This is a genomic window from Veillonella parvula DSM 2008 (assembly GCF_000024945.1).
Classification (GTDB): Bacteria; Bacillota; Negativicutes; order Veillonellales; family Veillonellaceae; genus Veillonella; species Veillonella parvula.
The window spans coordinates 337,633-363,416 of the sequence record NC_013520.1; the positions used below are offsets into that span (position 1 = coordinate 337,633).

Here is a 25,784-nt window from a genome sequence, read left to right on the forward strand (position 1 = left end):
TCAAGATAGAAATAATTTGGATAGAATATACGTTAATCAAAGTGGATTATAAGATTGTATATGCGAATACTATTGAAAGGCGGATGTTAATGACAAATCGAAAGAAAGCACTTTTAGGTGCATCTGCTACAATTGCTGTATGGGCTACTGCATTTCCTTTCAGTAAAATAGCATTACAATCTGTAGATTCATTAACACTTTCTGTGGCAAGGGTTATGGGTGGGGCCTTACTTATGCTGGTAATCGGTGTTGTAAAAGGCTTACACATACCGACAACATGGCGTGAGTGGGGACTATATATTCTGTTAGGCGCCACAGGGAATTTTGTTATCAAGTTGTTTTTAATGAAGGTTTGCGCACAATTCCGGCGGCCACATCCAGTATTATTATGGCCTTGACTCCGATGACGACGGCACTGATGGCCATGATTGTTTATAAAGATAAAATACGCCCCATAGGCTGGTTATTTACAATAACAGCTTTTATAGGTGTAGCCATAATTATTCTTTGGAATTCAACCCTTACAATTCCTACAGGTGCATTATGGACTTTGCTGGGGATGACACTCTTTGCAGTTTATAATATCCTTAATCGTGGCCTTAGTTTAAAAGGATATAAGCCTATCACTATCGCCATGTGGTCTATGTTTACAGGTGCCATTATGGCCTTGCCTTTTGCGGAACATGCCATTGAAATGATAGCTGTGGCACCGATTAGTGCAAAATTTGCCATGGCCTATTTAGCATTCCTATCTAGTGCGTTAAGCTTTGTTCTCTGGAGCTATGCCTTGGAACATGCTGAAAAGGTTTCAGATGTAACCAACTTTATGTATATCTCGCCCATAGTGGCAGCTATTGTAGCTGCATTTTTATTGGGAGAAATTCCTAATATGGGGCTCTATATTGGGGCACCGGTCATTTTAGGATCCCTATATCTTTTTAATCGATATAGATAAGTTATTTTGTTAGAGTCTGAATCGGTTCAGCTTGATGTAAAAAATATAAAATTAGATAAATAGGGATGTAAACCCTTATAAGATAAGAGCTATATAATAAAAGAACCTCAATCTTTTAATTAGTGAGGTTCTTTTTTGTTTGACAGTCATTATAAATTGTAGTAATCTAAGTACATAATTAAAACATACCTTTAAGATATGTTTTAGGAGAAATATTAATTCCTATCAATATAAAGGGAAAGAGGCGGTACAGTGATTGCTATACGAAATGTAACGAAAGAATTTGACGTTAATAAGCAAAAGGTTACTGCATTATCTGATGTAAACTTTACCATAGAAAAAGGGGACATATTTGGCATTATTGGCTTCAGTGGAGCTGGCAAATCCACACTGTTACGAATGATTAATGCTTTAGAGGTACCTACCTCTGGTCATGTTGAAATAGATGGTGTGAATATCAATGGCTTAAGTTTTAACGAGCTCAGAAAGGTTCGTAAGCGCATCGGCATGGTATTTCAACAGTTTAATTTATTGAATGCTAAATCTGTGTATGATAATGTGGCTATCCCGCTAATTCTTAATAGGGTACCAAAATCCGACATTGATAAAAAGGTTAAAACCTTATTAGACTTTGTTGATTTAGGCGATAAAGCAAATGCATATCCTGGAGAATTATCTGGCGGTCAAAAGCAACGCGTTGGTATTGCCCGTGCATTAGCTACAGATCCATCCATATTGCTTTGTGATGAAGCAACTAGCGCTCTAGATCCTGATACAACAGAATCTATATTACAATTATTAGAACGTGTTAATCGTGAACTAGGGGTAACAGTAGTTATCGTAACTCATGAGATAGATGTAATTCAGAAAATATGTAATCGTGTTGTAGTTATGGAGCATGGAAAGCTCATAGAGAGCGGATCTGTACTTGAGGTGTTTAGTAAACCTAAACACGAAACAACAAAGCGATTTGTTAGGACTGTAATTCCTGATGAGATTCCATCAACTGTGAAACATACATTAGCTTGTGATAAAAGGCCATACACAATTCTTAAGATGCATTTCTTAGGAAATAATACGACAGATAATGTTCTATATCATATTAATAAAACCTTTGATTTAGAAACGAGTGTATTATTTGCTACGGTAACAGAGTTAGAACATACTGTACTTGGTATATTCATTGTTCAGTTTATTGGCGATGATCTTGAGGTGGGCAAGGTAAAAGAGTATCTTGTTGCTCAAGGTATTGAATGGCAGGAGGTGACACTATAATGGATTTCTTCATGCAAGAACTTGGTGTTCCAGGAGCGCAGTTATTATTAGCCGCAGAACAGACATTATATATGGTGTTCCTATCTCTATTCATTGGTACTGTATTAGGTCTAATTATCGCAGTTACATTGGTGGTAACAAATCCTAATGGTATCGTCAAAAATAGTATTGTTTATACCATTACAAATACAATTGTTAATATTGTACGCTCCGTACCATTTATCATTTTGATGGTGTTTATATTACCGTTAACTAAGATGATTGTAGGTACTCGTGTTGGTACAACAGCGGCTATTGTACCACTTGTTATATTTATTGCCCCTTATCTAGCTCGACTCTTTGAAAACTCTATTTTAGAGGTTAATAAAGGGATTATCGAGGCTGCACAATCAATGGGGGCCTCTTATTTTGAGGTGATTTGGCATTTTCTTTTACCAGAAGCAAAGGGTTCACTTATTTTATCTATTACAACGGGTACTATTGGTCTAATCGGTGCTACTGCTATGGCTGGTGCTATTGGTGCTGGTGGTGTAGGTGATTTGGCCCTCACCTATGGTTATGAACGATTGAACTTCCCATTGATGTTATTTACCGTAATTATTTTGATTATTTTTGTTCAAATTATTCAAACAATAGGTAACTATTTCGCACGTCGTGCGCGTCGTTCCTAATTTGATGAAATAGATTTTAGTTATATTGATTGTGAAAATATAGGAGAAAATACTATGAAATTTAAAAAGCTTCTTGCCCTTGGTGCAGCATTAGTATTTAGTGTAGCTTTTATCGCAGGCTGCGGCTCAAACAATAGTGATAATGGTGCTAAAAAAGAATTAACTTATAGTAAATCTCAAGGCCCATACTCTGAATTGTTTGAAAAAGGTGTAAAACCAATTTTGGAAAAACAAGGATATACCTTTAAAGGTGTAGACATGTCTGACTTGGTACAAGCAGATCAAGTGTTGAGTGATGGTGAAGTAGATTTTAACGTTGAACAACATACAGCATACATGAAAAACTTCAACGAAAAACAAAATGGCCATCTTGTAGCCTTAACTCCAATTCCAACAGTACCAGCAGGGATCTTTAGTGGTTCTAAAACATCTCTAGATCAAGTGGCAGATGGCGACACAATTGCAGTACCTAATGATGCATCCAACATGGCTCGTGCTTATGCGCTATTGCAAAAAATCGGTTGGATTAAACTTGATCCTAACAAAGATTTAGCAACAGTAACACAAGCGGATATTGTTGAAAACCCTAAACATCTTAAATTTACAGAAATGAAATCCCTTACAATTCCTTCTGTACGTACTGATTTTGATTATATCGTTATTACAGGTGCTATTATCTATAATGCAAAAATCGATCCTAAATCCGCATTGGCAAATGAAGATGTATTGCCACAATGGTTATTACAACTTGTAGTTAATGAGAAAAATAAAGATGCACAATGGGCAAAAGACATTGTAGCAGCTTACCAATCTCAAGAATTCAAAGACTACATGGAGAAAAATAATAACGGCCTATGGTTCGTACCAAAAGGTGAATAAATAAGAGAACCACCGATAAGTTGCAGCTTATCGGTGGTTCTTTTTTCCTGTAATTCTATTGTATGGTAATACAAAAAATAAACCAACTAACAGTCAATAACGTCCAATCAAGCGGACAAATGAGTGTTAATCAGTTTATGATTAACAATAGTATACTAAACGAAAAAGATTTAGACAAGCTTCAAAAACAATATAATTATCAGTACTATCAAGCTGCGTGTCATGGGTCGTCACATGATTTTGATTTGTTTGATTTAGGTGCTATTAGGTTAACTACGGAACAAGGTTTGAATAAAATAAGGGTTTCACCTAATGATTTTAATTTATATGAAATTATATATTATAATAAAAAGCAGAATTACTGCTGCTGCTGTACATAAAGGTACAGGTAGTCAGACCAGTAATTCTGCTTCTATGGTTACTATATATGAAATGACGAAAGATATCAATGATGGATATGGAACCCTTCACATTGATGTTAATGGCAATCCTGAATTTTATATACTTATTCCTGCCACATAGTTTTCGTATAGTTCTTTATAGTGACCACCGCGTTTGATGAGTTCGTGGTGTGTTCCTTGTTCTGTGATAGTGCCGGTAAAAATCCAAGTATCTTGCAGTACCATGCCTACCGTGTTGTGTAAGCTTTCACGAGATACGTCGCGAATATCTACGCCATCGTTGATGATTGTGGCCGTTAAGGTTGGTATATATAATGTGCCTGCCACGGTGAGTAACGAAAGAATTGATACGATAATGACTGGAAACCATAAAGATTTTATTTAGCGTATAAAAGGTTTCATTTAAATCCTTTCAGTAATTTTAGTTAAATTAATAATTTTCGATATTTATATTGTATTGTATAAAACCAAAAATATCTAGTAAAAACTATTACTAAAAGTTTAGTATTAATCAATAAGTATTATGACGAATATTATATTCTCACTAAAAAAATTCTGCTATACTGTATTAGCAATTTTGCAGTTTTATTTTTAGTAAGGAGTGTTCTTAATGAAGTTGAATTGGAAATTATTTGCACCGCTTGTAGTAGCTATTCTTGTATGGCTCATCGGTGCTCCTGAAGGTCTTAGCGCAAATTCTTGGATTTATGTAAGTATTTTTGCAGGCCTTGTGGTGGGGTTGATTTTAGAACCAATGCCACCAGCTTTCATCGGTATCATTGCTGTTACCGTGTCTATGTTGTTTAAGGTTGGTCCTGCTCCTGTTGTAGATAAAGCAACTGGTGTAGCAAAGGCGATTACTGATGCACAAGCTATCAGTTGGGGTCTTAGCGGTTTCTCTAATGCCATCGTGTGGTTGATCTTCGCAGCCTTCATGATTGGTATTGGTTATGAAAACTCTGGTCTTGGTCGCCGTATTGCATTGTTCCTCGTAGCCAAGCTTGGAAAGTCCTCTTTAGGCCTTGGGTATGCCATTGCTATTACTGATCTTGTGTTGGCTCCATTTATTCCAAGTAACGCGGCCCGTTCTGGTGGTACGATTTATCCAATCGTATCCAGTATTTGTCCGATGTTCGATTCTTATCCAGATAAGAATCCTCGTAAAATTGGTTCCTATTTGAACTGGGTAGCATTGGCTACTACGTGTGTATCTAGTTCTATTTTCTTGACTGGTGCGGCGCCAAATCCATTGGCTCTTGAATTGTCTGCTAAGTCGGGTATTGTAGCTGCCAACTGGGGCACATGGTTCCTAGCATTCTTGCCAGTGGGTATTATACTATTTATCATCACACCATTATTGACGTATGTATTCTGCAAACCAGAGGTAAAAGGTTCCCCTGAAATTGCAGCATGGGCAAGGGATGAATATAAGAAATTAGGCTCCATGACACGCAGTGAAATTTTCATGGCCTTGATTTCCGTGTTGGCTCTTGTGTTGTGGATTGGTGCTTCTACATTCAAAGTAAACCCTACAACAACAGCTTTGATCGTTATTATCTTGATGATTTTCACTAAGATTATGACATGGCAAGATTTTCTTGCTAACAAACCAGCATGGAATGTTTTGACTTGGTTTGCCACACTTGTGCCTATGGCTTCTGGGCTTAAGAATGTAGGATTCTTGGAATGGCTTGCTAAATCTGCAGGTGGTTCTTTAGTTTCTTTAGATCCAACAATGGCTGTTCTAGGCTTGTTATTAGCATTTTGCTTACTACGTTACTTCTTTGCTTCTGGTACCGCTTATGTAACAGCTATGGTAGGTTTGTTTGCTACTCTAATTCTTCAGATTCCTAGTGTTGATCCAGCTCAAGTTATGTTGATTCTTTTAGTACCAATGGGTATTATGGGTATCCTTACACCATATGGTACTGGTCACAGTCCAATCTGGTTTGCTAGTGGCTATAACAAAGGTCCTGAATTCTGGAAATTAGGTGCTATCTTTGGGATTATCTACCTCGCGATATTTATCGTGGTGGGGATTCCATGGATTCAGTTCGTAATGCCACTTTTAGGATAATTAAATAGTGCCCCTCGTAGCATTCTGCTCGCTCTCCATCCCTTGCAAGTCGAGCTTACAGAACGCTACGAGGGGCTTTCCTTATATCCGAAAATGGCATAACTCACTTCGAGGGGCAAGTCGCTTAGTAGATACAATGCGGCTTCTTTTTATCCTGAAATGGCAATACTCACTTCAGAAAAAGTCGAGTTTAAAGAACGCTACGAGGGGCTTCCTTTATATCCGAAAATGGCAAAACTCGACAGAACTCGACAAATCTAAGAAAATAAATATAATATAATATTGATATGATAGTAAATATCTTTTTTTGAGTTTTCTGATGGAGGTAGTTTATTATTATGTCTGCTACAGAGCGTGTTGTACAGTCGATTTTATATGAGCTAGGCTGTGTTTTGATTGGCTGTTTGGTGATGCAGTTTGTTCCGCATGAGGGGCAGCCTTTGGTCTTGATGATTATTTTTTCCTTGTTGGCGATGGTTTGGAATTTTGTGTTTAACTGGATATTTGATAAACTAGTACCAGGTGACCGATTAGCGCGAGGGCCTGTAATCTGCACAATTCATGCAGTGTTGTTTGAAGGTTTGTTTATGCTTGCCACAGTGCCTATTATTATGTACATGATGCATATGAGCTTTTGGATGGCCTTTGCTACAGATATAACGATGACATTAGTCATATTAGGTTATACTTATATTTATAATTGGGTATATGATCGAGCACGTCTATATTTTGTAGAGGCTTAATTTTAAATGTGAGGTAGGTACCTCTTGTAAAATCTATATCGTATAGTAGGAGGTTCTTATGTCTACAAAATCTATTACGGGCACAGGTCTCTTGTTGGCCGTTGCCTTATTGGCGCAAAGCTTGCGCCTTATTTTCCCCTTTATTCCTAATCAGGTGAGCATGTTCCTCATCGGTTCCATTACGTCCGCAACCTTTGTACTTGCCACATGGCGCTATGGATGGAAGAATGGCCTTGTTATTGCTTGGATTGCTCCGGTAGTAGCGCATTTACAAGGTATGTTACCGCTACCGCCGTTCATTTTGATTACGGCTCTTGGCACGACAGCGTATGTATTTGTGGCACATTGGTTACAACATAAGCCAAAGCTTTTACTTATTATTGTGGCGGCTTTGGTAAAAGCCGGCGTACTCTTTGGCGGGTATTCCTTGTTTTTCTCCTTGTTCCAATTTCCACCAAAGATTGTAAATACCATGCTTTTCGTATCTAGTTGGCCGCAATTGGTAACTTCGTCATTAGGGATTATTTTGGCATTACTTATTACTAAACGCACTAAAAATTAGGTCAACTTAACTTAGAGTTATGACAACCCATTCAAAATAGATATGTCTTTTTAGGGGCACTCAGGATGTATGAGTGCCCATTTTTGTTGACCTTAATCATTGTCTACTCTTATAATTAACATATTGTATACAAATATGAGGAGTTGATAGGAATGAAGTTTAATACAAAATGCGTTCATGGCAGTGGTACACCGGATGATACCGGTGCGATTTCCCCTGCAATCTATATGTCTAGTACGTTCTCTCATCCAAAGTTGGGTGATACAACAGGTTACCAATATTCACGTGAGTCTAATCCAACACGTGACCGCTTAGAACAATTGATAGCTGGCCTTGAAGAAGGTACAGATGCATTGGCATTTTCCTCTGGTATGGCTGCGGTGGATGCAGTATTCCATTTATTTTCTCCAGGAGACCACATCATCTTAGGTGATGACTTGTATGGTGGCTCTATCCGTATGTTCACAAATATTTACGAACAAAACGGCATTGAGTTTACTTATGTAGGTACCTCTGATCTTGATGCGGTGAAAGCTGCTTTTAAACCGAATACAAAGGCTGTTTATATTGAAACACCGACAAATCCTATGATGGAGATTACCGATATTCGTGCACTCTGTGCATTGGCGCATGCACGTAATACGCTAGTAATCATCGACAATACTTTCCTAAGTCCATATTTCCAAAAGCCATTGACCTTGGGTGCCGATATTGTCGTTCATAGTGGTACAAAATTCATTGGTGGTCATCACGATGTAATTTCTGGTTTTACTATTGTAAAAGACGAAGAAATCGCGGCAAAATTGCGTTTAACGTACAAAACAGTAGGTGCATGCCTATCCGCTATGGATAGCTGGCTCGTTATTCGCGGCGTAAAAACATTGGCTCTACGCATGGAGCAACATCAAAAGAATGCCATTGCTCTTGCCGAATGGCTAAAAAAACAACCAAAAGTAACTAAAGTTTTGTTCCCAGGCCTTCCTGAACATCCAGGTTATGAAATCAATAGAGCCCAAACAACAGGCTTTGGCGGTATGTTATCCTTCGAAGTAGATAGTGAAGAAACGGCTAAACAAGTATTAGAAGGTATTGAGCTTATTCAATTCGCTGAAAGCCTTGGTGGTACAGAATCCTTGTTGACGTATCCTGTGACGCAAACACATCCTGACTTGAAACCTGAAGATGCAGAACGCAAAGGTATTACACGTCGTTTGTTACGTTTATCTGTAGGTATTGAAGATACAGAAGACTTGATTGCGGACTTGGAACAGGCTTTTAACAAATAAAGGAGTTCCTATGGGACAATATAATTTTGATCAAATAGTAGATAGAACTCATACAAAATCATTGAAATACGACTTTGCTGTAAAGCGCGGTAAACCTGCGGATGTGTTGCCATTCTGGGTAGCGGATATGGATTTTGAAATTCCCCCTGAGTTAAAACAAATCTTATTGGATCGTGTTAAGCATGGTGTTTTCGGCTATACAGAGTCTGACGATGAATACTTTGAAGTGTTGAAGAATTGGTTTGCTACGCGTTTTAACTGGACGCCAGAACAAAAATGGCTTGTTAAAACGCCTGGTATCGTATTTGCTTTAGCGATGGCGGTTCGTGCTTTTACCGAGGTTGGCGAAGGAGTGCTCATTAATCAACCTGTGTATTACCCATTTAGTATGGTTATTGACGATAACGATCGTCGTCTTATCAATGTGCCGCTCATCAAAGGCGACGAAAAATACACTATCGACTTTGAAGGTATCGAACGCGCTATTATCGAGGAGAATGTAACATTATTCCTCTTGTGTAATCCGCACAATCCAGTAGGGCGCGTGTGGACTGAGGATGAGTTGAAACGCCTCGGCGACATTTGTATTAAACACAATGTGCTCATCGTGAGCGACGAAATCCATGCTGACTTTGTTTGGGAAGGGCATACGCACAAGGTCTTTGCCGATCTTGGTGAAAGTTATGCAGAACACTGCATTGTATGTACAGCGCCTAGCAAGACGTTTAACATTGCAGGCTTACAAGTAAGTAATATCTTTATTCCAAATGACTCCTTACGTCGTCGTTTTATAAAAGAAATTGACCGTGCTGGTTATAGTCAATTGAACACGATGGGGATTGTGGGCTGTGAAGGAGCCTACAAAGTCGGGGCTCCTTGGCTTGATGAATTAAAAGAATATATTCAAGACAATATTCAATTCACCATCGACTATGTAGCAAAATATATGCCAAAGATTCGTGTATATCGTCCTGAAGGGACATATCTCATGTGGCTGGATTGCTCTCAATTGCCGCTCAGCCCTAAAGAGCGAGATGAATGGATCATCAATGATGCCAAGCTATGGCTCGATACAGGTTCTATGTTTGGCGTCGATGGGGAGGATTTTGAACGCATTAATGTAGCTTGTCCTCGTAAAATCTTGGAAGAAGGGCTCGAAGCTTGGCGTCGTGCCTATGAGGCTAAAGACTTTTAATTAGATTAGGTTATCAAATTGTAGAATATGTAGAGGTGACATTATGCCTATTAAAGTAATAAAAAATTTACCGGCCATAACGAAATTAGCTCAAGAGAATATTTTCGTCATGGATACTGAACGGGCGGAAAATCAACAAATCCGACCTTTGCAAATTTTGCTTGTCAATTTGATGCCTACTAAAGAAGTGACGGAAACGCAAATTTTGCGTGCTCTCAGTAATAGCCCATTGCAAGTTAATTTAACATTGTTACATACTGCATCTCGTAAGGCTAAAAATACAGATGAACAATATTTAGAAACCTTCTACCGCACCTTTGATGAAGTAAAAGACCAGTTCTTTGACGGCATGATTATTACCGGTGCTCCTGTAGAGTTAATGCCTTTTGAAGAGGTAGACTATTGGTCTGAACTCGTAGAAATCATGAACTGGGGCGAAGAGCATGTTTACTCTACGTTTTATATCTGTTGGGGTGCCCAAGCTGGCTTATATCATCACTTTGGCATTAATAAATCGATTATGGATGAGAAATTATTTGGTGTTTACGAACACGATATTTATAATGATCGACCAGTTCTCATGCGTGGATTTGATGAAAAGTTTTGGATGCCACACTCACGGCACACCACAGTTTCGTTGCAACAAATTAAGGAAAATCGTGACTTGGAACTCTTGGCTGGGTCTGAACCAACAGGAGCTGCTATCGTTCGTAGTTTAGACAATAAACATATCTTTGTATTTGGTCATGCCGAATACGATTGGGATACGCTTAATCGTGAGTACGTGCGGGATATCAAAAAAGGTATGGATATTGCGGTTCCTGAAAACTACTTTCCGGATAATGATCCGAAACAACGTCCCATCGTGCGCTGGCGCTCTGTAAGTACACTATTATTTACAAACTGGTTAAACTACTATGTATACCAAGAAACGCCATATATCATTGAACAAATACAAAAAATGAAATTTGAACGGGATAAAAATTTAGGCGCTTACATCTAAATTTAAGTACTTATTTCTAATTTATTGTTAGTACTATGTACCCCTAATTACTTCTAACATCTCTCAAGGGAGCTGGTTCTTTGGAAGTAATTAGGGGATTTTATTTTTTATAAAATGATCTTGCTTGCTTTAGAGGTTTTGGTAAAAGTTTTCATCATCCTTTGTTCACCATAGTTTAAAGTTATGGAGAAGACCATGTAAAAAATAGTAGACATATTTTTTAAAGCATAGTACTATACTAGGTATAAAGAATGAACTTAAAATATAATTAATATAAAGGAGTTATCATAATGAGTAAGCAATACAGATTTGAAACATTACAATTACATGCCGGACATACGGTGGATCCAACAGGTGCTCGTGCGGTGCCTATTTATCAAACTACATCTTTCGTATTTAAAGATGCTGAGGAAGCAGCGGGTCGTTTTGCGTTGACTAATCCTGGTGGCATTTATTCCCGCCTTGGCAATCCTACAACCGATGTATTGGATGCTCGTGTGGCAGAACTTGAAGGTGGCGCAGGCGGTATCGCTGTAGCATCTGGCTCTGCAGCAATTACATATTCCATTTTGAACGTAGCTAACGCTGGTGATAATATCGTATCAGCATCTACATTGTACGGTGGTACTTATAATTTGTTTACTGCTACATTGCCTCGATTGGGGATTCAAACTAAATTCGTAAATCCCGATCATTTGGAAGAATTTGAAGCAGCTATCGATGAAAAGACTAAAGCCGTTTATATCGAATCTATTGGTAACCCTGGTATTAATCTTATCGATGTACAAGCAGTAGCTGATATTGCACACAAACACAATATCATCTTGATTGTAGACAATACATTTGCATCTCCATATTTGTTCCGTCCATTGGAGCATGGGGCTGACGTTGTTATTCATTCTGCTACTAAATATCTTGGTGGCCACGGTACAACATTGGCTGGCGTAGTTGTAGAATCTGGTAAATTTGATTATAAAGGTTCTGGTAAATATCCTGGCTTCTCTGAAGGGGATGAACACTATAATGGTTTAGTGTATGGTGATCTACCAATTCCATTTACTGTAAAAATTCGCGCTCAATTGCTTCGCGATACAGGTGCATGCATTACACCGCTTGCATCTTGGCAAATCTTGCAAGGTATCGAAACATTGTCTTTGCGCGTAGAACGTCACGTTGAAAATACTCGTAAAGTAGTAGATTTCTTAAGCAAACATCCTAAGGTAGCATGGGTAAGCTATCCAGAATTAGAAGACAGCAAATACAAAGCATTAGCTGATAAATACTTCCCTAAAGGTGTTGGTGCTGTATTCACATTTGGCGTAAAAGGTGGTAAAGAAGCAGGTATTAAACTTGTTGACTCCTTGGAAATCTTCTCCAACCTTGCCAACGTAGCAGATGCTAAATCTCTTGTTATCCATCCTGCATCCACAACACATGCACAACTTAACGAAGAACAACAAAAATCTGCTGGCGTAACACCAGACATGATTCGTTTGTCTATCGGTCTTGAAAATGTAGATGACATCATCGAAGACTTAGCACAAGCTTTAGATAAAGCTTAATCTTTCATACCTTTAGTTTGAAAACTATAGATCAAACTTTCAGAACTTACAAATGACATCCTTAAGCTGAACTTTGCTTAAGAAATAGAACACATAACTATCAAACCTATAAAACTTATACAAAAGACCTCCCGTTGGGAGGTCTTTTTGTAAGTATGTGTTAATTTTATAAGAATAAAAAGTTGTATAGGTGTAATACAACCTTGATAGAATGGATATATAAAAAGACCTTGGATTCAATGATCCAAGGCCTTTAAGGGAGTATAGTGTGTGTAACGTTTGGTCTGTGGTGTGTGCACAGACCGTTTTCCTATTGTGTGAGATAGGATGTTAGGGAACCCGTGGTTAGTGTTACGGGCTCTCTGAGAGTGTGTTAGAGAGTGTATCCAAAGGATACAGTGTGTATAGTATGTGTGTTATATGTGTAGTGTGTCATCTAAGTGGGTTAGGATAGGGTTTCACTTGATGAAAGAAAAAATCTTAGTATTTTGTGTTTTTAACTTTAGCGCTAATAACTTTACCGGATGTAGCGTCTACTTTTACTTCAGCATTTTTACCGCCGCCAGTTGTCATATCGAATTCATATACAACTCTGCCGTTTTCACGTTCAACAGTCCAATCCATAGTTTGGAAATCAGAACCAACTTTTTCCATAGCTTTTGTTTCAGCTACTTCAGGAATGATGATGTTTTGAACGTTAATTGTTTTAGAAGCTTTGGAGTAACCTTTTACTTCTTTACCAACGATTTGACCAGATGCTTCTTCTACTTTAATTTCTACTTCACGGTTGCCATAATAACCTTCTACTTCATAGTAAGGATTGTGTTTTGCGTCATAGGAAATAGATTTTACAGTAGCGCCAGGGAATTGTTGTTGGAATACTGTAATAGCGCCCATATAATCAACAGAATAGTTAGCTTGTGCGGATGGAACAACGCTACCAACACCATTCCAGTTGCTATGGTTGTTGTAACCATGGTTGCTAGCTGCACCAACTACACCTGCTAATAATACTGTACTAACGCCAAATGCACATAGTACTTTGGATACTTTTTTAACATTTTTCATAAGCAATGCCTCCTGATACCAAATTATAATTTTCGTTTAGTTACAATTTTGTGAAAGTAGATTTTACTCAATCTACTTACGTATAATTTAATCTTGTTATATGAAAATAAGATGAAATTAAATGATTTTTGTATGAAGATGAGTATATCTTTTAGTTATTATGAACTATTGATAATAACTATTAGCTATAGTCAAAATTAAAAAGTACAAAAAACATAGTATATATAATATTAGACTATATAGTAAACTAAAAGTCAATCGTTATAGTTGACAATTAAAAATACAAGTGCTTTAATTTAGATAGTTAGTAGTTTGTTTTCGTGTTATCTTGGATTTTTATTCTCCATTGATAGCACAAATTCCTGCTTAGTCTGTTATGAATGGAGGTATACCATGAGCTCTACTGTATCAAAACAAACTCACATTACCACCCGTCAGTTAACGATGACAGCACTTTTTGTGGCGCTAATCGCCGTTGGTGCTTTCATACGGGTCCCATTACCGAATTGTCCGTTTACATTGCAAATCTTATTTACTACATTAGCGGGCATGGTTTTAGGTAGTCGTTTAGGTGCCGCTAGTGTTGGCATTTATATTATATTAGGTCTTGTTGGGGTTCCTATTTTTACGTCCGGTGGTGGTCCTAGTTATATTTTGCAACCTACCTTTGGTTATTTAATTGGCTTTATGGTTGGTGCGTATGCAGTGGGACGCATTGCAGAGACAATGGATACATTATCGTTTAAACGTTTGCTAGCTGGATCCATATTAAATCTATTTATTGTATATGGTCTTGGCATGGTGTACCTATACTTTATTATGAATCTGTATTTAGGTAAGCCTATTGGTGTCGAAGCTGTTATTATTACATGCTTCCTAATTCCCGTTGGCCCAGATATTTTCTTGTGCGCTGTAGCAGCATCTCTTGGTAAGAGAATTATTAAAGAATTACAGCACTAATAGAACGTTTTAATAATTATTATAATTATAATAACAAGAATAAATATAATAACTATTATAAGGCATCAATCTTTTGTAGATTCATATAGACATTGAACTATGAAATATACGTTATTATTTTATTCAACAGAATCATTCCTATTAAAAACGAGGCGTTAAGCCTCGTTTTTTATGTAATTCTTAAGGGTACACATAGCCTAATATAGGTTCTGCAGATTTGATTTTTGTAATTTCTATATATGGTTGTTTACGACCGTGGAAGTCTCGCGTAGAAACCTTACCTTTAATCGATACCCATTGTTCATTTTGTAAGCTATCACCATCTGTTTTATATGCTGTCATGCCAATAGGGGCAACGTCAGCAATACAACAAGCCATAGCCATACGAGAAATAGTAAATTCGTTAGATTTTAATGTATTATCATCGCGGTTTACATAGCCTGTCATATAAACTGTGTAGTCTTTATATTGATCAACATTAGATCCAACCTTTACAATGGTTTGATAGAAATTATCTGAGTTCAAAACGATTTCTTTTTTGTCCTTGGAAATCCCTGGCTCTTTACTTTCACTGTTAACGGTGACAACCTCTCCAATAGCATCGTTTGTAAAGTCGAAATTGTTAGTATCATCGTTTACGCGAACGGCACCATGAACGCCTGTTGATGGTACAAGAACGGGAGGAATGATGAGCAACATAATGGGAATAATAATCGGAACGATAGACTTCCAGTTATGCTTGTAGTATTTTGAAGGCGCCCAAATGATCGTCGCTAGACCTCCTAAAATAAGGGCAACGCCACTAATACCTAGTAAAAGTTCATAACGTGGTGCAATATAGTTCAAATAACGACCTGTCACAATGAGGTAAATACAGCAGATACCTAAGGTGAGATACAATAGACCTTTCACGATAGAAAAGCGATCTTTCAGTCCTAATGTCATGAAATCATCTCCTTTTAATTAATTAAGAACTGAGATAATGATTATAAAAGTTTGTAAACTAGCTAAGAAAAAATTTGAATACTAATGCTGCTATGTAGGACATAACGGCAATTGTTATACTTAATCGTACGATAAATGAGGGAGGCATATATTGTTTTAATATATATACATTTTTGATATCTAGCATCGGACCCAAGATGAGGAAGCCCATTACGGAGCTAATAGGAAATAAAGTGCTTAAGGATTTACCGATGATAGCATCTGATGTAGAGCAGACTGAGAAGAAGAATGCTAACATCAGCAAAATTGGAATGGCTGTAAATTCTGGCAAGGTTAATCCTGCATTGAGAAGCCAAGGTTTGCCATACACTTGAACTATAGATAGTACAGTTGCCGCCATGGAGAAATAGAATAAGAGTTGAGAAAACTCTTGTTCCATATGGATTAACAATCTTTTTTTATCAATATATTTAGTTTTAGTTGTTTCTAAAACGATTTCTTCATAGCTAAGACTCTGTGGTGCTCTTGCTTTCAATATAGATGTGGCTGGAGGCCAGAATCGGAATGATAGGGCTACTAACAAGGCCACAACTAGTCCTAAAACGATACGCCATACGGAGAGCATAGGATTGTCTGGAAATGCATACCAAGTAGAAAGAATGGTGATAGGGTTTATAATCGGACTAGCGAGCATAAATAAAAGGGCTACCGATAAAGGGATACCTCTGTCTATTAGTGCCTTGAATAAGGGGATGATAGCACAGTCACAAATTGGCAAGGCAAAGCCACTGACCATAGCAGCCCCATAACTTTTCCAAGAATGGTCGCCTAACAGTTTTAGTAGCACTCGTTGTGGTACGAAATAGCGAATAATCGTTGAGCCTACCGTGCCTAGCAATAGGAATGGGATAGCTTCGATGATGAGACCCGTGATTATAGCAAAGCATTGGTGGATGGAATAGGGGATGTCATGGCGAAAAGCTGTGACCAATAGTATATAAGTTGTAACACCAATAACTAATAGATTGGGAATGAGTCCCCATGTAGAATTTCGGCACAGCTGCTCTACTTTTTCAGGGGTGGGAGTGGTTACAATTTTAGCCTCTCCGTTGTAGGTGCGCAATAAAGCGTGATGTGTATCGGATTCTGTGATGATACAATCTGCGCTGTATAATTGACTCATTACGTCATTACCTAAGCCAGGGAGTATGGTTGAAACAAATTGATCGGTACAAATATATAACACCTTTTCTATTTGTACCAGGTGTCTTAATATATCGCTATATAGTAAGGCTTCTAGTTGATGAAAGCTTACCATGCCATTCCACTCAATCCATAGCTCTTTTGGCTGTAGTCGTTTTAAATAATCTGCAATTTTACAGGCTATCAACTCGTAAGACTTGATATCGCTAGGAACGATGGCACTGAGTTCATCCGCATTGAGTTGTAAGGGCTCTTTGATAAGAGGCTCACTGCCTTCTTCGGCGCTGATTATTGCGGTACCGCCTAGTTTTTTTCGGTATTGTAATTGTTTGTTTATGAACGTGCTTTTACCGGATCCAATAAACCCTGTAACGATATAAACAGGAATCATGATTGACACACTTCGTTATGTACCATTGGTACATTAAAATCTGTTCCGATAACGACTAAACTATAGTCATTAGTTTCACTAGGTGAAAGCGAACAATAATGTGTGCCGTACTGAAGTTCGTGTGGGCCTTCTGTAGTAGGTACAATCCCTTTGGCACGAAGCACTGTATCAGGCATGCCTTCTAAAATGGTTTTCCACTGTGCGAGACTGAGAGTACGTAAATCCTTAAAGGTATGACTCATAAATAAATGTTCATCGTGCAAACAGTGATCATCATGACAATGATACAGACGCTTGATGTAATCACGCAAACTGATGGTATCCCATGCTTCTTCATGGATTGGTGTATGTGGCGCGAGGTCGCGAATCATACGTTTCGTAATGCTTGTTTGTTGAATATCTTCTGTATGGCTCAAAAAAATCGCATCACTATGAGTGATTTGATCCTTGAAGAAAAGTCCAAAATTTTTGATAAACATTGGTGCTTGCATAGCATCGACAGTCGTTATCGATGCGTGAACGTAAGCAGATTTTGCAATGTCCTCGTCGTTACAAGTATGGATGATTTCACTAAGCTTGCTAACACCTGATGGCTCGATGTAGATCATATCGATTTTGTAATTTTGGAGAATATCAAGTAGTGCTTGCTGGAAATTTCCTTGTAAGCTACAACAAATACAGCCAGAGGTTACTTCGCGAACTGTAGCCCCTGTTTTTGCAAGATTAGTCGCATCAAGGCTAGTTTCACCAAAATCGTTTTCTATAATAAGAATTTTATCTTTCGATGTATGTTCTTTTAATATATGTTGTAATAATGTTGTTTTTCCAGAACCTAGAAATCCGGATATAATAACTATTGGAATCATATATACCTCCTGCGTAATGTAAACACAGTATACACCTATAGGATAACACAGAAAATACTCTATGGGGTATATGGAGACTAGCAAGTTCCTCAGAGTTTAACAGTCTTCTCTGAAATTTATAGGTTATATACTATATATGAGTATACTGACACATGTAGTTGATATTCATAATTATTTATAAATAAAATGATGCATTACATGTTGTCCACATATGAAAGAATACTCCTATGTGAATAAATATTTATTTGTATAGTTGAGAAATTTTTATAAAAAAATCCCTCCTACAAGATAATTCAGTTGGAGAGATTGGCTGAATTACTTGTAGGAGGGTTGGAGAGTCATTATTACATGGGTCTCATAATTTGATGTGCTATTTGCTTATAGTATAACAAATTATACATCAAAAATATAGTAATTATTTATTTTATTGTAATTTTGCTAATAATGCTTTGAGGTACACATATACATTTTCAACAGAAGGTAAATGAACGCGTTCTGTTGGTGTATGAGGACTTACGATAGTAGGCCCAAAGCTAATCATCTGTGTATTTGGCAATACGCCTTTTAACAAACCACATTCGAGACCTGCGTGAATAGCATTTACATTAGCTGGTGTATCGAACATTTCGTTATGTAAGGAAATCGCTTGTTCTTCCAATTTCGATCCTTTGTCGTATTCCCATGCTGGATATCCACCTGTACGCTCTGCAGCTACGCCAAGTGCTTTTGCAAGAAGCATCATTTTTTTCGTTAAGAATTCAAGACTATTACTATTGGAACTACGAATAGAAATGAGTATTTCAATGGTATGTTGATTTTCACGTACGATAGCAATATTATTAGATGTTTCTACAAGGTTTGGAATAGACTTACTTACAGAATGAACCCCATCTTGTGCAAGATAGATATATGTAATAAGTGCTTCTGTTGTGTCTTCTGCATATACTATTTCAGGAGTAGGAACATCTTCAACTACAAATGTAAGGCCTGGATCCTGTACGCTATATTCGTGTTGGTATTGTTTTTCTTGGTATGCGAGCAATGTTTTAATGGCTGCCACATCTTCAGAGCGTACGGATAGTACAGCTACTGCTTTAGACGGGATTGCATTATGTTTTACGCCACCTTCAAAAGACGCTAAGCTAATAGGATATTGTTGTTGAATATCATAGAGCACACGGGTTAGTACTTGGTTTGCATTGGCTCGTTGCTCGTTGATTTCGATGCCGGAGTGCCCCCCTTTGAGGCCGGTTACTGTAATGGATAGGCCCGCATCATAGCCTGGTTGATTGTTATCGCGTAACAATGGAATTTTTACATGTACGTGGCAACCGCCAGCACAACTAACGGTGAAGTCATGTTCTACCTCTGTATCTAGGTTGAGTAAGTAGTCGCCAGTTACTTGGCCTTCTTTAATGGCAAAGGCACCATCCATACCAGTTTCTTCGTTGGTAGTGAATAATAATTGCATCGGTCCATGTTGTTGGCTTTCATCTTCAAGGAGAGCAAGCATCATAGCAGCACCCATGCCATTATCAGCACCTAATGTTGTATGGTCTGCGTGCATCCATTCGCCTTCGATGATATTGGCGATTGGATCTTTAGAGAAGTTGTGGTTAGAGTCATGGTCTTTAACACAAACCATATCAATATGGCCTTGTAAAATGATGGATGGACGGTTTTCATAACCTGGAGATGCAGCCTTTTTGATAACTACATTAAAGATTTCGTCTTGATGAACTTCAAGACCTAAATGTTTGGCAAAGTTCACGATGTAATCGCTGATGCCTTTTTCATTGCCGGACTCACGAGGGATTTGGCTCATTTCTTTAAAAATTTCTAAAACGCGTTTTGCTTGAACGATTGTTTCCATAATGGTACCTTTCATTCTCATGTAAAATAGAGATGTATGTATTATTGAAAGCTTTTAAAACAATATAAAATATTGTAGCGTAATGGTCGCTTGTTTTACAACCTAGACTAGGTCCTTTCATACATACGAACTATATAAATTATTATTGTATATATATAGTTATATCACAATAAAGATTATTAGGATAGCTTATGCTAGGTGCTAGCTATATAGGAATAATATTGTATAATGAGGGTATACGAATAACGAATAACAATTAACTAAATTCTATAGATCTTAGAAGGTTGGTGAACCAATGCAACATGAAAGCCGCAATATTAGCATGCTTATGGATTTTTATGAGATGACTATGGCACATGGCTACTTTACAAAATTAAAAAATGTGGATCGCGTCGCATTTGATGTTTTCTTTAGACGTAATCCAGACAAGGGCGGTTTTGCTATTTTTGGTGGTCTCGAACAAATCGTTGAGTACATTTTAAATCTACACTTTGATGAAAGTGATATCTCTTATTTACGGAGTCAGGGTATTTTTAGTGAAGAATTTTTAGCATATCTAAAAGATTTCTCTTTTATCGGTGATGTATATGCCTTTCCAGAAGGTTCTATCATCTATCCTAATGAACCTGTTATTACAATTGTGGCACCTCTCATAGATGCACAAATCATAGAAACTGCAGTGCTTACTATGATGAACCATCAATCTCTTATTGCCACAAAAGCTAATCGCATTGTTCGCGCTGCGGATGGGCGTATTGTGGCTGACTTTGGTGCTCGTCGTGCACATAATGTAGATGCTGCTGTATACGGTGCAAGAGCTGCTTATATTGGTGGTGTTCAGTCCACTGCAACTGTTTTAGCAGGGCAACAATTTGGTATTCCTGTCAGTGGGACCATGGCACATAGCTGGGTTATGTACTATGGCTCTGAATATGATGCTTTCAAAGCCTATGCCGAAGTGTATCCAGATAATCCAGTATTCCTCGTTGATACTTATGATGTGTTAAATTCTGGCGTGCCTAATGCTATTAAGGTAGCAAAGGATGTATTGGAGCCAATGGGTAAACGCTTAAAAGGAATTCGCCTAGATTCTGGTGACCTTGCGTATTTGGCAAAAAAAGCACGGCGCATGCTAGATGATGCAGGTTTAGAGGATTGTAAAATCATGGCATCTAATAGTCTAGATGAGTATACAATCACATCTTTGCTAATACAAGGTGGGCCTATTGATATTTTTGGTGTAGGGGAACGCCTCATTACCTCTAAGAGTGACCCCGTATTTGGTGCGGTATATAAGATTGCTAGCATCGAGAAAGATGGTATGTGGGAACCGCGTATCAAGATTTCTGAAAGTGTTGAAAAAATTACTAATCCAGGTTTAAAAAAGGTATATCGTGTTTATAATGATAAAGGTCGTGCGATTGCAGATCTATTAACATTGTTGCGAGAGGTACCTGATACAGAGGAACCATATCGTTATATCGATCCTGAGCAACCTTGGCGTGAATTATATTTTGAAAATTGCACTTTTAAAGAGATGAAGCAGCTTATTATCAAGGATGGTAAATTAGTTGTGGACTTACCAACTCTAGAGGAAATTCGAGCATATGTGCAAGATCAATTAGCTAATGAAATTTGGCCTGAAGAGCAACGCTTTGAAAATCCACATCGTCACTATCTTGATATGAGTCCTAGCTACTATCAATTGAAGATGGATTTATTGAACCGTATTTATCGAAAAAAATAGGAGGGCCTATGTTAGAAAATCCACAATCTACAAAGAATGCCCTTATTCAATGGATTAGAGATTATTTTAGTCAAAACGGTCCTAACTGTAGTGCTGTAGTCGGTATTTCAGGTGGTAAGGATTCTACTATCGTGGCAGCTCTTTGCAAAGAAGCTCTTGGTGCAAATCGCGTAGTTGGTGTTCTTATGCCAAATGGAGTGCAATCCGATATTGATGATGCTCAGGCAGTGGTGAATCATTTAGGAATTCCTCACATGACAGTTAACATTGGTGCTGCCTATGAGGCGCTAGCTCATGCTATCGTTCAAGCTAAGGGATATGATGTGGTAACGGGGAGAACTGATTTAGCCAAGGATGCAATTATCAATACACCGCCTCGCCTTCGAATGACAACGCTCTATGCAGTAGGGCAAAATTTGCCAAATGGTGCTCGTGTAGCCAATACTTGTAATGGTTCTGAAGACTACGTAGGATATTCTACAAAATACGGAGATAGTGCAGGTGATTTTAGTCCTCTAGCTCAACTCGTGGTAGAAGAGGTTCTTCAAATAGGCAAGCTTCTTGATATTCCATCATATTTAGTTGATAAGGTGCCAAGTGATGGTCTTAGTGGTCAGTCGGATGAGGATAAATTGGGATTTACCTATGCTATACTGGATCGTTATATCAGAACTGGTGAAATTGAAGATCAGCCAACAAAAGAGCGAATAGATCATCTGAATCGAATTAATAAACATAAATTGGAGTTGATGCCATCATTTGACCCAAAGCTTTAATTGATAAGGCAGAAATCTCGATTTATAGAGATGAATCCATGAATCTATAGGGGCGAAGCCATAAAATAAGATAAAATAATTTTTTAGAATATAATAAGGCTGGCCATTATTGACCAGCCTTATTGAATCGTACTTAGTTTAAATTTAATAACAATAATTATTTTATAGTTTTATAGTGGAGGTAATATGGATACAAAAATCGCTTTGATTGGTACTGGAGGAACTATTGCTGGAAAAGGTGCTTCAAATACGGATTTAACGAGCTATACGGCAGGGGTGTTAGGACTTGACGAAATCTTAGCCTCCGTACCTGGTACAAAACCGTATGGTCCTTATACATATACTCAGTTTAGTAATATTGAAAGCTCCGATATTACCGTAAATCACTGGTTAGAACTTTCTAAGTTGGTGCAAAAATTGGTTAATCGAGATGATATCGGTGGTGTGGTCATTACTCATGGCACAGATAGCATGGAGGAGACAGCGTATTTTCTGAATCTGACAGTTCATACAGACAAGCCTATTGTTATTACTGGATCTATGAGACCTGCAGGTGCTATTAGTGCAGACGGGCCGATTAATTTATTGCAAGCAATCCAAGTAGCGAGAACACCATCGTCTGTAGGTAAAGGGGTGGTAGTCGTATTAAATGGCTACATTGATGGGGCAAGGGATGTATCTAAATGCAACACTACTAATGTAGCGACTTTTGATAGCCCATTAGTGGGACATCTTGGTATTGTACAAGATGGTATTGCCCATTATTATAAAACGTCGACTCGCCGACATACGCAAGACTCTGTATTTGATGTAAGTAAATTATCTGAGTTGCCTCGTGTAGTTATAATGACTTGCTATGGTGGTATGGATGATATGGTGCCTATGAGTGTAGTTGCTACAAATCCTGACGGTTTAATCTTAACAGGTCTTGGTCATGGTACAATCCCACAAAACGTACGTCAAATCACACAGAATACAAAGTTTCCAACGGTACGTGCTTCTCGTACCGGTAGTGGTATGGTATCTGCAGTGCCACAAGATGCACTGGCAAACTATCTAGTATGTGATACTTTAAGTCCACAAAAAGCGCGTATTTTATTGATGCTAGGGCTTACAAAAACTAAAAATCTTAAAAAGTTACAACAATTCTTCTATGATTATTAAAAGCACATAATATTTATGGAACATAATGATTCTTTGAACTAATAATTAATTTAATAAAAGTTGAGAAAATATCTCAAAATTTAATTTGATATTCATTTTCAAGAATTATACTACATGTAACAGTTTTATATGCAATAAACCGCACATTCCGATCGCCTAGGATGTGCGGTTTTTCATTTGTATTATATTTTTCATATATGAGTGGGGTGTTGAATGATAATTTGGGGGCATTCTAGATGTTTTTGGATATCACAAGATAGGATTATTCAGCTCCAATAGCATTTTCTAGTGCTCTTTGTACGCCTACATAGACGGCCTTGGCTAAAGTGTCTCCAAATAGTGAGAAGGAGCCAGCATCGGTTAAGATATCTCCATTTGTATCGATGGTGAGAACGATACCATCTGTAGAGGTACCTGTGGCAGATGTTTTGCGTTCTTTCGTAATTGCGTCAGGAATGTCTTCGTTAATAAACGGATGGAGGCGTACGCTTTCAACATTCCAATCTTGTAGGGCTGCGGTTTTAGCCTCGGTAATCGTCATGATAGCTTTTACCATAGCGCTATCTGTTAAAGCTTTATTTGTAAATACGAGGATATTAATTGTGCCTGGTACTATGAAGTCTCCATCACGCTCTTCATAACAATAACCTGTACCTGCGCGATGTGCCGTTTTTTCATAGCCTGCAGTCACGATAGTTTCTACGATAGTATCATGTTCTTCGACTTTGGCATAGGCGTGTAGATGCATTGTGGCAGACGTGAGGAGGGCTGTACTAAAATGAACAGGTGTATCAATGTGCTCAAATTCTTGAGCTAAATAATCGGCTACAGAGCCACCGGGTAAATCTTTTTCTGTTTCGATTTGATATGTTAGCTGTTGATTACGTACGGCTAGAGTATGGTGATAGCCACCATTTAATTGTCCGCTCGAAAGAGAATAGTGGATATCGTCAAAGTGTACCGTGACGGAGTGTAACTCTCTAGTTACATAGCCTCCAGTAGCGAGTTCTTGGGGTGCTTCGTATAGATTTTTGAACATGTAAGTCTCCCTAGTTTTATGATTGTTATATATGGAATATAACGATATAATATCTTTATTATCGTATTGCGAATGCATATGTAAAATTATAGCATATATGTTTACTGTTATTATATTGACATTATGTTGAGACGTATATTTGTTATTGTATAGATTTATATTATGGATGGTTATTATGGCTAATTTCTTAAGTGCTGTTTCTGAATTTCTTTTTAAAGACGCTAATATATTAATTCAAATGAGGGACTGGTTCTTTGCACAAGCTGGAAATATCTTATTAGCGTTAATTTTATTTTGGATAGGGCGATATGCTATTAAATGGGTAAAAGCTTTTGCTGTTCGCATTATGACAAAAGCTTCCTATGACTCAGCAGCAATGAGCTTTATCACTCAAATTATTAATTACGCCTTGCTAGTAGGGTTAGTATTGATTTGCTTAAACCAAATTGGTGTTCCTACAACATCTTTTATAGCTGCTTTTGGTGCTTTTGGTTTAGGTATTGGTCTCTCCTTACAGAATAACCTTTCTAATTTAGCATCTGGTTTATTAATTCTTATCTTCAAGCCTTTTAGAGCGGGTCACGTTATTCAGGTAGGTGATGTAGTCGGCAGTGTTAAATCAATCCAATTTATGTATACAGTTATTACTACAAAAGATCAAAAGAATGTATACATACCTAATTCTCTTCTTACATCCCAAGCTGTAACTAACATTGTTTATACTTCAGAACGCGTTATCCCATTTACGTTTGACATTGGTTATAATAATGATCATCATGAAGCAATAAAAATCTTAAAAAATATTTTTGCAGCAGATAAACGTGTCCTTAATCCGAAGAATATGGAAATAGGTATCTCTGAATTTGGAGACAATTCTGTACGAATCGCCGCTTATGCTCGTGTTAAGTCGAAGGATTTCCTCGCTGTTCAATACGGCATTATGTCTGATGTAAAAGATGCTTTTGATAAATATGGCATCGACATTCCATATCCTCAGCGTGTAGTATATATTCAAAATGATCCTCAACATGTAGTATATATTCAAAATGTAGATACATCGACAGGTGAAATTAAAGGGACAAAGAAAAAAGCAACTACTACAAATGTAGAAATAGATAATAGTCTTGAAAGTTAGGATACTGG

24 protein-coding genes and 1 pseudogene are annotated in these 25,784 nt (G+C 37.7%); 18 read left to right on the forward strand and 7 right to left on the reverse strand.

Annotated features, from left to right (window positions below; all coding sequences use genetic code 11):
• The first annotated feature begins 89 nt into the window (after positions 1-89).
• The 6 genes from VPAR_RS09690 to VPAR_RS01305 all read left to right on the forward strand — a co-directional run bounded on the left by VPAR_RS09690 (position 90) and on the right by VPAR_RS01305 (position 4,302).
• Positions 90-398, forward strand: coding sequence for an EamA family transporter (locus tag VPAR_RS09690; protein ID WP_231968143.1), 309 nt, complete (start codon positions 90-92; stop codon positions 396-398).
• Positions 353-955, forward strand: coding sequence for a DMT family transporter (locus tag VPAR_RS01285; RefSeq protein ID WP_231968144.1), 603 nt, complete (start codon positions 353-355; stop codon positions 953-955). Before VPAR_RS09690 ends, VPAR_RS01285 begins: the two co-directional genes overlap by 46 nt.
• Before the next feature lie 252 nt (positions 956-1,207).
• On the forward strand, positions 1,208-2,230 hold the full coding sequence (locus tag VPAR_RS01290; RefSeq protein WP_012863837.1) for a methionine ABC transporter ATP-binding protein: 1,023 nt from the start codon (positions 1,208-1,210) through the stop codon (positions 2,228-2,230).
• A complete protein-coding gene (locus VPAR_RS01295; RefSeq protein ID WP_012863838.1) occupies positions 2,230-2,901 on the forward strand; it encodes a methionine ABC transporter permease in 672 nt (223 codons plus the stop codon). Before VPAR_RS01290 ends, VPAR_RS01295 begins: the two co-directional genes overlap by 1 nt.
• A 54-nt stretch (positions 2,902-2,955) precedes the next feature.
• Positions 2,956-3,780, forward strand: coding sequence for a MetQ/NlpA family ABC transporter substrate-binding protein (locus VPAR_RS01300; RefSeq protein WP_012863839.1), 825 nt, complete (start codon positions 2,956-2,958; stop codon positions 3,778-3,780).
• 312 nt (positions 3,781-4,092) lie between these two features.
• Positions 4,093-4,302 carry a hypothetical protein gene (locus tag VPAR_RS01305; protein WP_012863840.1) on the forward strand — a complete coding sequence of 70 codons (210 nt, stop codon included), beginning with the start codon at positions 4,093-4,095 and terminating at the stop codon, positions 4,300-4,302.
• A gap of 59 nt (positions 4,303-4,361) precedes the next feature.
• Here VPAR_RS01305 and VPAR_RS09695 read toward each other — a convergent pair.
• A pseudogene (locus VPAR_RS09695) lies at positions 4,362-4,562 on the reverse strand (hypothetical protein); the annotation flags it as partial.
• A 229-nt stretch (positions 4,563-4,791) separates the two neighbouring features.
• On the opposite strand from VPAR_RS09695, the gene VPAR_RS01310 reads away from it, so the two are divergent.
• The 7 genes from VPAR_RS01310 to VPAR_RS01340 all read left to right on the forward strand — a co-directional run bounded on the left by VPAR_RS01310 (position 4,792) and on the right by VPAR_RS01340 (position 12,609).
• Positions 4,792-6,258 (forward strand): DASS family sodium-coupled anion symporter, encoded by a 1,467-nt coding sequence (locus VPAR_RS01310; protein WP_012863841.1) that lies wholly within the window; start codon positions 4,792-4,794, stop codon positions 6,256-6,258.
• Between the two features lie 338 nt (positions 6,259-6,596).
• A complete protein-coding gene (locus VPAR_RS01315) occupies positions 6,597-7,001 on the forward strand; it encodes a PACE efflux transporter (RefSeq protein WP_012863842.1) in 405 nt (134 codons plus the stop codon).
• Positions 7,002-7,059: 58 nt separating this feature from the next.
• On the forward strand, positions 7,060-7,563 hold the full coding sequence (locus VPAR_RS01320) for an ECF transporter S component (RefSeq protein ID WP_012863843.1): 504 nt from the start codon (positions 7,060-7,062) through the stop codon (positions 7,561-7,563).
• Between the two features lie 152 nt (positions 7,564-7,715).
• Positions 7,716-8,849 carry a trans-sulfuration enzyme family protein gene (locus VPAR_RS01325; RefSeq protein ID WP_012863844.1) on the forward strand — a complete coding sequence of 378 codons (1,134 nt, stop codon included), beginning with the start codon at positions 7,716-7,718 and terminating at the stop codon, positions 8,847-8,849.
• Positions 8,850-8,859: 10 nt separating this feature from the next.
• Positions 8,860-10,044, forward strand: coding sequence for a MalY/PatB family protein (locus VPAR_RS01330; RefSeq protein ID WP_012863845.1), 1,185 nt, complete (start codon positions 8,860-8,862; stop codon positions 10,042-10,044).
• Positions 10,045-10,087: 43 nt separating this feature from the next.
• Positions 10,088-11,047, forward strand: coding sequence for a homoserine O-acetyltransferase MetA (metA, locus tag VPAR_RS01335; RefSeq protein ID WP_004697897.1), 960 nt, complete (start codon positions 10,088-10,090; stop codon positions 11,045-11,047).
• Between the two features lie 290 nt (positions 11,048-11,337).
• The gene (locus VPAR_RS01340; protein WP_012863846.1) at positions 11,338-12,609 is read left to right on the forward strand and encodes an O-acetylhomoserine aminocarboxypropyltransferase/cysteine synthase family protein; all 1,272 of its coding nucleotides are present in this window, start codon (positions 11,338-11,340) and stop codon (positions 12,607-12,609) included.
• Positions 12,610-13,089: 480 nt separating this feature from the next.
• Here VPAR_RS01340 and VPAR_RS01345 read toward each other — a convergent pair whose 3' ends face one another.
• Complete coding sequence (locus VPAR_RS01345) at positions 13,090-13,677, reverse strand: PepSY domain-containing protein (protein WP_012863847.1); 588 nt, start codon at positions 13,675-13,677, stop codon at positions 13,090-13,092.
• A 393-nt stretch (positions 13,678-14,070) separates the two neighbouring features.
• On the opposite strand from VPAR_RS01345, the gene VPAR_RS01350 reads away from it, so the two are divergent.
• Positions 14,071-14,637 carry a biotin transporter BioY gene (locus tag VPAR_RS01350; protein WP_004693921.1) on the forward strand — a complete coding sequence of 189 codons (567 nt, stop codon included), beginning with the start codon at positions 14,071-14,073 and terminating at the stop codon, positions 14,635-14,637.
• 180 nt (positions 14,638-14,817) lie between these two features.
• On the opposite strand, the gene VPAR_RS01355 is transcribed toward VPAR_RS01350, so the two are convergent.
• From VPAR_RS01355 to VPAR_RS01370, 4 genes are all read right to left on the reverse strand, one after another.
• Positions 14,818-15,582, reverse strand: a complete 765-nt coding sequence (locus tag VPAR_RS01355) for a TIGR03943 family putative permease subunit (RefSeq protein ID WP_012863848.1) — start codon at positions 15,580-15,582, stop codon at positions 14,818-14,820.
• A 58-nt stretch (positions 15,583-15,640) separates the two neighbouring features.
• The gene (locus tag VPAR_RS01360) at positions 15,641-17,176 is read right to left on the reverse strand and encodes a permease (RefSeq protein ID WP_012863849.1); all 1,536 of its coding nucleotides are present in this window, start codon (positions 17,174-17,176) and stop codon (positions 15,641-15,643) included.
• Positions 17,173-18,042 (reverse strand): CobW family GTP-binding protein, encoded by an 870-nt coding sequence (locus tag VPAR_RS01365; RefSeq protein WP_004693915.1) that lies wholly within the window; start codon positions 18,040-18,042, stop codon positions 17,173-17,175. Before VPAR_RS01365 ends, VPAR_RS01360 begins: the two co-directional genes overlap by 4 nt.
• A 424-nt stretch (positions 18,043-18,466) precedes the next feature.
• Positions 18,467-19,915 carry an aminoacyl-histidine dipeptidase gene (locus VPAR_RS01370; RefSeq protein WP_012863850.1) on the reverse strand — a complete coding sequence of 483 codons (1,449 nt, stop codon included), beginning with the start codon at positions 19,913-19,915 and terminating at the stop codon, positions 18,467-18,469.
• 295 nt (positions 19,916-20,210) lie between these two features.
• Here VPAR_RS01370 and VPAR_RS01375 point away from each other — a divergent pair, with 295 nt between their 5' ends.
• From VPAR_RS01375 to VPAR_RS01385, 3 genes are all read left to right on the forward strand, one after another.
• Positions 20,211-21,662, forward strand: a complete 1,452-nt coding sequence (locus VPAR_RS01375) for a nicotinate phosphoribosyltransferase (protein WP_012863851.1) — start codon at positions 20,211-20,213, stop codon at positions 21,660-21,662.
• 8 nt (positions 21,663-21,670) lie between these two features.
• Positions 21,671-22,438 carry an NAD(+) synthase gene (gene nadE, locus VPAR_RS01380; protein WP_012863852.1) on the forward strand — a complete coding sequence of 256 codons (768 nt, stop codon included), beginning with the start codon at positions 21,671-21,673 and terminating at the stop codon, positions 22,436-22,438.
• Positions 22,439-22,624: 186 nt separating this feature from the next.
• Positions 22,625-23,602 carry an asparaginase gene (locus VPAR_RS01385; protein ID WP_012863853.1) on the forward strand — a complete coding sequence of 326 codons (978 nt, stop codon included), beginning with the start codon at positions 22,625-22,627 and terminating at the stop codon, positions 23,600-23,602.
• A 262-nt stretch (positions 23,603-23,864) separates the two neighbouring features.
• Here the strand turns inward: VPAR_RS01385 and VPAR_RS01390 are convergent, their stop codons facing one another.
• Positions 23,865-24,641, reverse strand: coding sequence for an adenosylcobinamide amidohydrolase (locus VPAR_RS01390; protein WP_012863854.1), 777 nt, complete (start codon positions 24,639-24,641; stop codon positions 23,865-23,867).
• A 175-nt stretch (positions 24,642-24,816) separates the two neighbouring features.
• Between VPAR_RS01390 and VPAR_RS01395 the strand changes: the two genes are divergently transcribed.
• Positions 24,817-25,776 (forward strand): mechanosensitive ion channel family protein, encoded by a 960-nt coding sequence (locus tag VPAR_RS01395; RefSeq protein ID WP_012863855.1) that lies wholly within the window; start codon positions 24,817-24,819, stop codon positions 25,774-25,776.
• Positions 25,777-25,784: the final 8 nt, after the last annotated feature.